This is a genomic window from Mycobacterium sp. 1245852.3 (assembly GCF_001669335.1).
GTDB lineage: Bacteria > Actinomycetota > Actinomycetes > Mycobacteriales > Mycobacteriaceae > Mycobacterium > Mycobacterium europaeum_A.
Genome location: NZ_LZLL01000554.1, coordinates 21,396 through 28,152 on the forward strand (window position 1 = coordinate 21,396; position 6,757 = coordinate 28,152).

A 6,757-nucleotide genomic window follows, 5' to 3' on the forward strand; every position below is an offset into this window, starting at 1 on the left:
GACCAGGCGATTCGCCCCATCCGTGACTGAGGTAATGGGTGGATATGCACAAGAATCTCTCCTGCGATCGGTCGTTCAACCGGGAAACCGGTGTGACCCCCATGTGAGCGGGCTCACAACGGGTTATTAGACACCCGGCGGCTGGCAAACAGTGGGAGACGCGCCGGACGAAGTCCGGCGTGTTTCTGGTGTGACTGGTGTTACTACTGAAGCGGTACCGCAGTGGGCTTAACCGGCGCCGGCAGCGCCGTCGACCCCATCAGGAAGCGGTCCGTCGCGGCCGCGGCCGCCCGCCCCTCAGCAATCGCCCAGACGATCAGTGACTGGCCACGCCCCATGTCACCGGCAACGAAGACGCCCGGAACCGACGTGTCGAAATCGGCGCCGCGGGCGACGTTGCCCCGCTCGGTGAGCTTGACCTCGAGGTCGGTCAGCAGGCCCTCCTTCTCGGGGCCGACGAAGCCCATCGCCAGCAACACCAGGTCGACCTCGAGTTCGAATTCCGAACCCTCCACCTTGACGAACTTGCCGTCCTCCATGGTCACCTCGTGCGCCTTGAGCGCCGTCACGTGACCATCCTCGCCGACGAACTCCTCGGTGTTGACCGAGAACACCCGCTCGCCGCCCTCCTCGTGCGCCGAGGACACCCGGTACATCAGCGGGTAGGTCGGCCACGGGGTGGACGGGGCGCGCGTCTCCGGCGGCCGCGGCATGATCTCGAACTGGTGGATGACGGTCGCGCCCTGCCGGTGGGCGGTGCCCAGGCAGTCGGCGCCGGTGTCCCCGCCGCCGATGATGACGACCTTCTTGCCCTTGGCGGTGATCGGCGGCTGCCCGTCGGGGCCCAGCACGTCGTCGCCCTCCTGCACGCGGTTACCCCACGGCAGATACTCCATCGCCTGGTGGATGCCATCCAGTTCGCGGCCGGGGATGGGCAGATCGCGCCCTGCGGTGGCGCCGCCGGCCAGCACCACGGCGTCGAAGTCGGCGCGTAGCTGCTCGGCGGTGATGTCCACGCCGACGTTGACACCGGTGCGGAATTCGGTTCCCTCGGCCCGCATTTGGTCCAGCCGGCGGTCCAGGACACGCTTTTCCATCTTGAATTCCGGGATGCCGTAGCGCAGCAGGCCACCGATGCGATCGGCCCGCTCGAAGACGGTGACGGTGTGGCCGGCGCGGGTCAGTTGCTGGGCGGCGGCCAGACCCGCCGGCCCGGAACCGACCACGGCGACCTTCTTGCCAGTCTTCTTCTCCGGCGGCAACGGTCGCACCCAGCCCTCGTCGAAGGCCTTGTCGATGATCTCCAGCTCGATCTGCTTGATCGTCACCGGGTCCTGGTTGATGCCCAGCACACAGGCCGGCTCGCAGGGGGCCGGGCACAGCCGCCCGGTGAAGTCCGGGAAGTTGTTGGTGGCGTGCAGCCGCTCGATGGCGTCGCGCCACCGGTCCCGGCGCACCAGGTCGTTCCACTCCGGGATCAGGTTACCCAGCGGGCAACCGTTGTGGCAGAACGGAATACCGCAATCCATGCAACGGGTCGCCTGCTCGCGCAGGGTCTCGTTGTCGAACTCTTCGTAGACCTCGCGCCAGTCGCGCAACCGCAGCGGGACAGGCCGACGCTTCGGCAGTTCCCGATGCGTGTATTTCAGGAAGCCGCTCGGATCAGCCATGCGCGGCCGCCATGATCGCCTTGTCCACATCCACGCCGTCGCGTTCCGCTTCGGCAATGGCCTGCAGCACCCGCTTGTAGTCCCGCGGCATCGCCTTGGTGAAGTGCCGCCGGTGTTGCGCCCAGTCACCCAGAACGCGCTGACCGACAGCGGAATCGGTGGCATCAACGTGCGCCTGAATCATGCCGTGCAACCACTCGTAGTCATCGTCATCCAAGCTCTCGAGCTCGACCATCTCCGCGTTGAGATTGCCTGGGAATTCGCCCTGCGGGTCGTAGATGTAGGCCACGCCGCCGGACATGCCCGCCGCGAAGTTGCGGCCGGTGCGACCGAGGACGACAACCTTGCCGCCGGTCATGTATTCGCAGCCGTGGTCGCCGACGCCCTCGACGACGGCGTGCGCACCGGAGTTACGCACGGCGAACCGCTCGCCGACTACGCCGCGCAGGTACGCCTCGCCGCTGGTCGCGCCGAACAGGATCACGTTGCCGCCGATGATGTTGTCCTCGGCCACGTAGTCCGCCGGCGCGTCGTCCGACGGCCGCACCACGATCCGGCCACCGGACAGGCCCTTACCGACGTAGTCGTTGGCGTCGCCGTAGACGCGCAGCGTGATGCCCCGCGGCACAAACGCACCGAAGCTGTTGCCCGCCGAGCCGTCGAAGGTGATGTCGATGGTCCCGTCCGGCAACCCTTGGCCGCCATAGGCTTTGGTGACCTCGTGGCCGAGCATGGTGCCCACCGTGCGGTTGACGTTGCTGATGGTCGTGGAGAACCGCACCGGCTTCCCGGAGTCCAGCGCCTCGCGGCTCATCACGATCAACTGCTGATCGAGCGCCTTGTCCAGGCCGTGGTCCTGGCGCGAGCTGCAGTACAGGTCCTGGTTCATGAACGCCGATTCCGGCTCGTGCAGAACCGGGGCCAGGTCCAGCCGGTGCGCCTTCCAGTGGGCCCGGGCCAGCGTCATGTCCAAGGACTTCACCTGGCCGACGGCCTCATTGATCGTGCGGAAGCCCAACTGCGCCATGTATTCGCGCACCTCTTCGGCGATGAACATGAAGAAGTTCTCGACGAACTCGGGCTTGCCGGTGAAGCGTTCGCGCAGCACCGGGTTCTGGGTGGCCACCCCGACGGGGCAGGTATCCAGGTGGCAGACCCGCATCATGATGCAACCGGAGACCACCAGCGGCGCGGTGGCGAAACCGAATTCCTCGGCGCCGAGCAGCGCGGCGATCATCACGTCGCGGCCCGTCTTGAGCTGACCGTCGACCTGAACCACGATCCGGTCGCGTAACCCGTTGAGCAGCAACGTCTGCTGCGTCTCGGCCAGCCCCAGCTCCCACGGCGCCCCGGCATGCTTCATCGAGGTCAGCGGGGTGGCACCGGTGCCGCCGTCGTGCCCGGAGATCAGCACCACGTCGGCGTGGGCCTTGGACACCCCCGCGGCCACCGTGCCGACGCCGTTCTCGGAGACCAGCTTGACGTGCACCCGCGCGGCCGGGTTGGCGTTCTTGAGGTCGTGGATCAGTTGCGCCAGGTCCTCGATGGAGTAGATGTCGTGATGCGGCGGCGGCGAGATCAGTCCCACGCCGGGCGTCGAGTGGCGCACCTCGGCAACCCACGGGTACACCTTGTGTCCCGGAAGTTGGCCGCCCTCACCGGGTTTCGCGCCCTGGGCCATCTTGATCTGGATGTCGGTGCAGTTAGTCAGGTAGTGCGACGTGACGCCGAACCGCCCGGAGGCGACCTGCTTGATCGAACTGCGCCGCCAATCACCGTTGGGATCGCGGTCGAAGCGCTTGACGTCCTCGCCGCCTTCACCGCTGTTGGAGCGGCCGCCCAGCCGGTTCATCGCAATGGCCAGCGTCTCGTGCGCCTCGGCGGAGATCGAGCCGTAGCTCATCGCCCCGGTCGAGAAGCGCTTGACGATTTCACTGGCGGGCTCGACTTCGTCCAGGGGAATCGGGGGATTGATCCCGGCCCGAAACTTCAGCAGGCCGCGCAGCGAGGCCATGCGCTCGCTCTGGTCGTCGACCAGGCGCGTGTAGTCCTTGAACACCTTGTACTGGCCGGTGCGGGTGGCGTGCTGCAGCTTGAAGACGGTCTCGGGGTTGAACAGGTGGTACTCGCCCTCGCGGCGCCACTGGTATTCCCCGCCCACCTCGAGCTCGCGGTGCGCCCGCTCGTCCGGGCGGTCCAGGTAGGCCAGCGCGTGCCGGGTGGCGACGTCCGCGGCGATGTCGTCCAGGGTGATACCGCCGATGGGACAGCTCAAGCCGGTGAAGTACTCGCTGAGCACGTCCTCGGAGATGCCGACCGCCTGGAACAGCTGGGCACCGGTGTAGGACGCCACAGTCGAAATGCCCATCTTGGACATCACTTTGAGCACGCCCTTGCCGGCGGCCTTGATGTAGTTGCTCAGCGCCGCCTTGCGGTCGATGCCCTCGATGACGCCGCGATCGAGCATGTCCTCGATGGACTCGAACGCCATGTAGGGGTTGATCGCCGCGGCGCCGAAACCGATCAGCGCGGCCATGTGGTGCACCTCGCGGGCGTCACCGGTTTCCACCACCAGCCCCACGTGGGTCCGGGTGCGGTCGCGCACCAGGTGGTGGTGCACCCCCGCCACCGCGAGCAACGACGGGATCGGCGCCATCCGCTCGTCGGATTCGCGGTCGGACAAGATGATCACGCGCGCGCCGTCGGCGATCGCCGCCGACGCCTGCGCGCGCACCTCCTCGAGCGCGGCGGCCAGCCCGGCACCGCCCTCGGCGACCGGGTACAGGCAGCGAATCACCTTGGAGCACATGCCATGTGGACGACCGTTGACCTCGTCATCGGGGTCGAGGTTGATCAGCTTCGCCAGCTCGCGGTTACGCAGAATCGGCTGCGGCAGCGCGATCTGGTGACACGAGCGCTCGGTCGGCGTGAGCAGGTCGCGCTCGCCGCCGGTGGTGCCCTGCAGGCTGGTCACCACCTCCTCGCGGATGGCGTCCAGCGGCGGGTTGGTCACCTGCGCGAACAGCTGCTGGAAGTAGTCGTAGAGCATCCGGGGTCGCTGCGAGAGCACCGCGACCGGGGTGTCGGTACCCATCGACCCGATCGGCTCCGCGCCGCTGCGCACCATGGGCGCCACCAAGAGGTTGAGTTCCTCGTAGGTATAGCCGAATATCTGCTGCCGCTTGACCAGTCGGTCGTGGGGCATCCGCTTGTAGTTGCCCTGCGGCAGGTCGTCGAGCGGGACCTGGTTCTTGTCCAGCCATTCCTGGTAGGGGTGCTCGGCGGCCAGCTCGGCCTTGATCTCCTCGTCGGAGACGATGCGGCCCTGCGCGGTGTCCACCAGGAACATGCGGCCGGGCTGCAACCGCATCCGGCGGACCACCTTGGCGGGGTCCAGATCCAGCACACCGGCCTCGGAGGCCATCACCACCAAGCCGTCTTCGGTGACCCAGATCCGCGAGGGGCGCAAGCCATTACGGTCGAGCACCGCGCCGATGATGGTTCCGTCGGTGAACGTGATCGACGCGGGGCCGTCCCACGGCTCCATCAACGAGGCGTGGTACTGGTAGAACGCCCGCCGCGCAGGATCCATCGTCTCGTTGCGTTCCCACGCCTCGGGGATCATCATCAACACCGCATGAGCGAGGCTGCGCCCGCCCAGGTGCAGCAGTTCGAGCACCTCGTCGAAACGCGCGGTGTCGGACGCCCCCGGGGTACAGATGGGGAACAGCTTCTCGACGTCGGCTTCGGTTCCGAAGATGTCGGTCTTGATCAGCGCCTCACGGGCCCGCATCCAGTTCTCGTTACCGGTGACGGTGTTGATCTCACCGTTGTGCGCGACGCGGCGGAACGGATGCGCCAGCGGCCACGACGGGAACGTGTTGGTGGAGAACCGGGAGTGCACGATGCCCAGCGCGCTGGTCAGCCGATCGTCTTGCAGGTCAAGGTAGAACGCCTTGAGCTGCGGGGTGGTCAGCATGCCCTTGTAGACGAACGTCTGACCGGAAAGGCTTGGGAAGTACACGGTTTCGCGGCCGGGACCGTCCTGACCGGGGCCCTTGGTGCCCAATTCGTGCTCGGCGCGCTTGCGCACCACGTAGGCGCGGCGTTCCAGCGTCATGCCGGACGCGCCGGCCATGAACACCTGCCGGAACGTGGGCATCGCGTCGCGGGACAAGGCGCCCAGCGACGAGTCGTCGATGGGCACGTTGCGCCAGCCCAGCACCGTCAGGCCCTCGGCCTCGGCGATCTTCTCCACGGCCGCACACGCGGTCGCGGCGTCCTTCGACGACTGCGGCAGGAACGCGATGCCGGTGGCGTAGCTGCCCGGCGGCGGCAATTCGAAGTCCACGACCTCACGCAGGAAGGCGTCCGGGACCTGCAGCATGATGCCGGCACCGTCGCCACTGCGCGGCTCGGCGCCCTGGGCACCCCGGTGTTCGAGGTTCAGCAGCGCAGTGATTGCCTTGTCCACAATGTCGCGGCTACGGCGGCCGTGCATATCGACGACCATGGCAACCCCGCACGCGTCGTGCTCGAACGCGGGGTTGTATAACCCGACGCGCTTGGGCGTCATATGCACCTGACCCTTCACCTGAACGTTCTGCGCGGCCGTTAGCAGCGGCCCCGACGAGGTCGCACCCTTAGGTTGCGGGCTATGACCCCTTCGGTCTTGTCTCGATGGGCTGTGCCCCAGGCGGAGATACTCCTGTTAGGGACGTCCGTGCAGCTCTGAACGGTGGCCTGGAACCGGTCTCGACAAGTCGTAAAACGATATGACAATACCCGCCTGACATGCCAACTTCGTCAAGTCTAGCCGCCAGCTGGCAGCGTCGTAAATTTCGCTGCCGGCGGTGAACCCCAATTCTGCCCACCGCCGGGCCGAGGCGCCGAATTGGTTGCATAGCTGGGCCTATTCCAGGCGGCCCGGTGCGTCGGCAGGCCGCCATGTCAAGTTTGCTGGCGAGTGCGTACAGGCCCCTCGGAGAGGCCGCCGTCAGGGGTACTAGCGTGCTCAGCGGCCACCCCGTGGTCTCGTAAGGTTTCGCCAGCTCACGCGGGCGAGTTTGCAGGTTCGCGCATCCGGT

The 6,757-nt window shown here is 67.0% G+C and carries 2 protein-coding genes; both read right to left on the bottom strand.

Annotated features, from left to right (window positions below):
* Window positions 1-203 precede the first annotated feature (203 nt).
* Complete coding sequence (locus A9W96_RS26045) at window positions 204-1,670, bottom strand: glutamate synthase subunit beta (RefSeq protein WP_067144170.1); 1,467 nt, start codon at window positions 1,668-1,670, stop codon at window positions 204-206.
* On the bottom strand, window positions 1,663-6,246 hold the full coding sequence (gene gltB, locus A9W96_RS26050) for a glutamate synthase large subunit (protein ID WP_067144172.1): 4,584 nt from the start codon (window positions 6,244-6,246) through the stop codon (window positions 1,663-1,665). Before gltB ends, A9W96_RS26045 begins: the two co-directional genes overlap by 8 nt.
* Window positions 6,247-6,757 lie beyond the last annotated feature (511 nt).

Bases quoted from the DNA above. Each gene is read 5' to 3' on its own strand.
- A9W96_RS26045 (WP_067144170.1), bottom strand. From the start codon at position 1,670: ATGGCTGATCCGAGCGGCTTCCTGAAATACACGCATCGGGAACTGCCG.
- gltB (WP_067144172.1), bottom strand. From the start codon at position 6,246: ATGACGCCCAAGCGCGTCGGGTTATACAACCCCGCGTTCGAGCACGAC.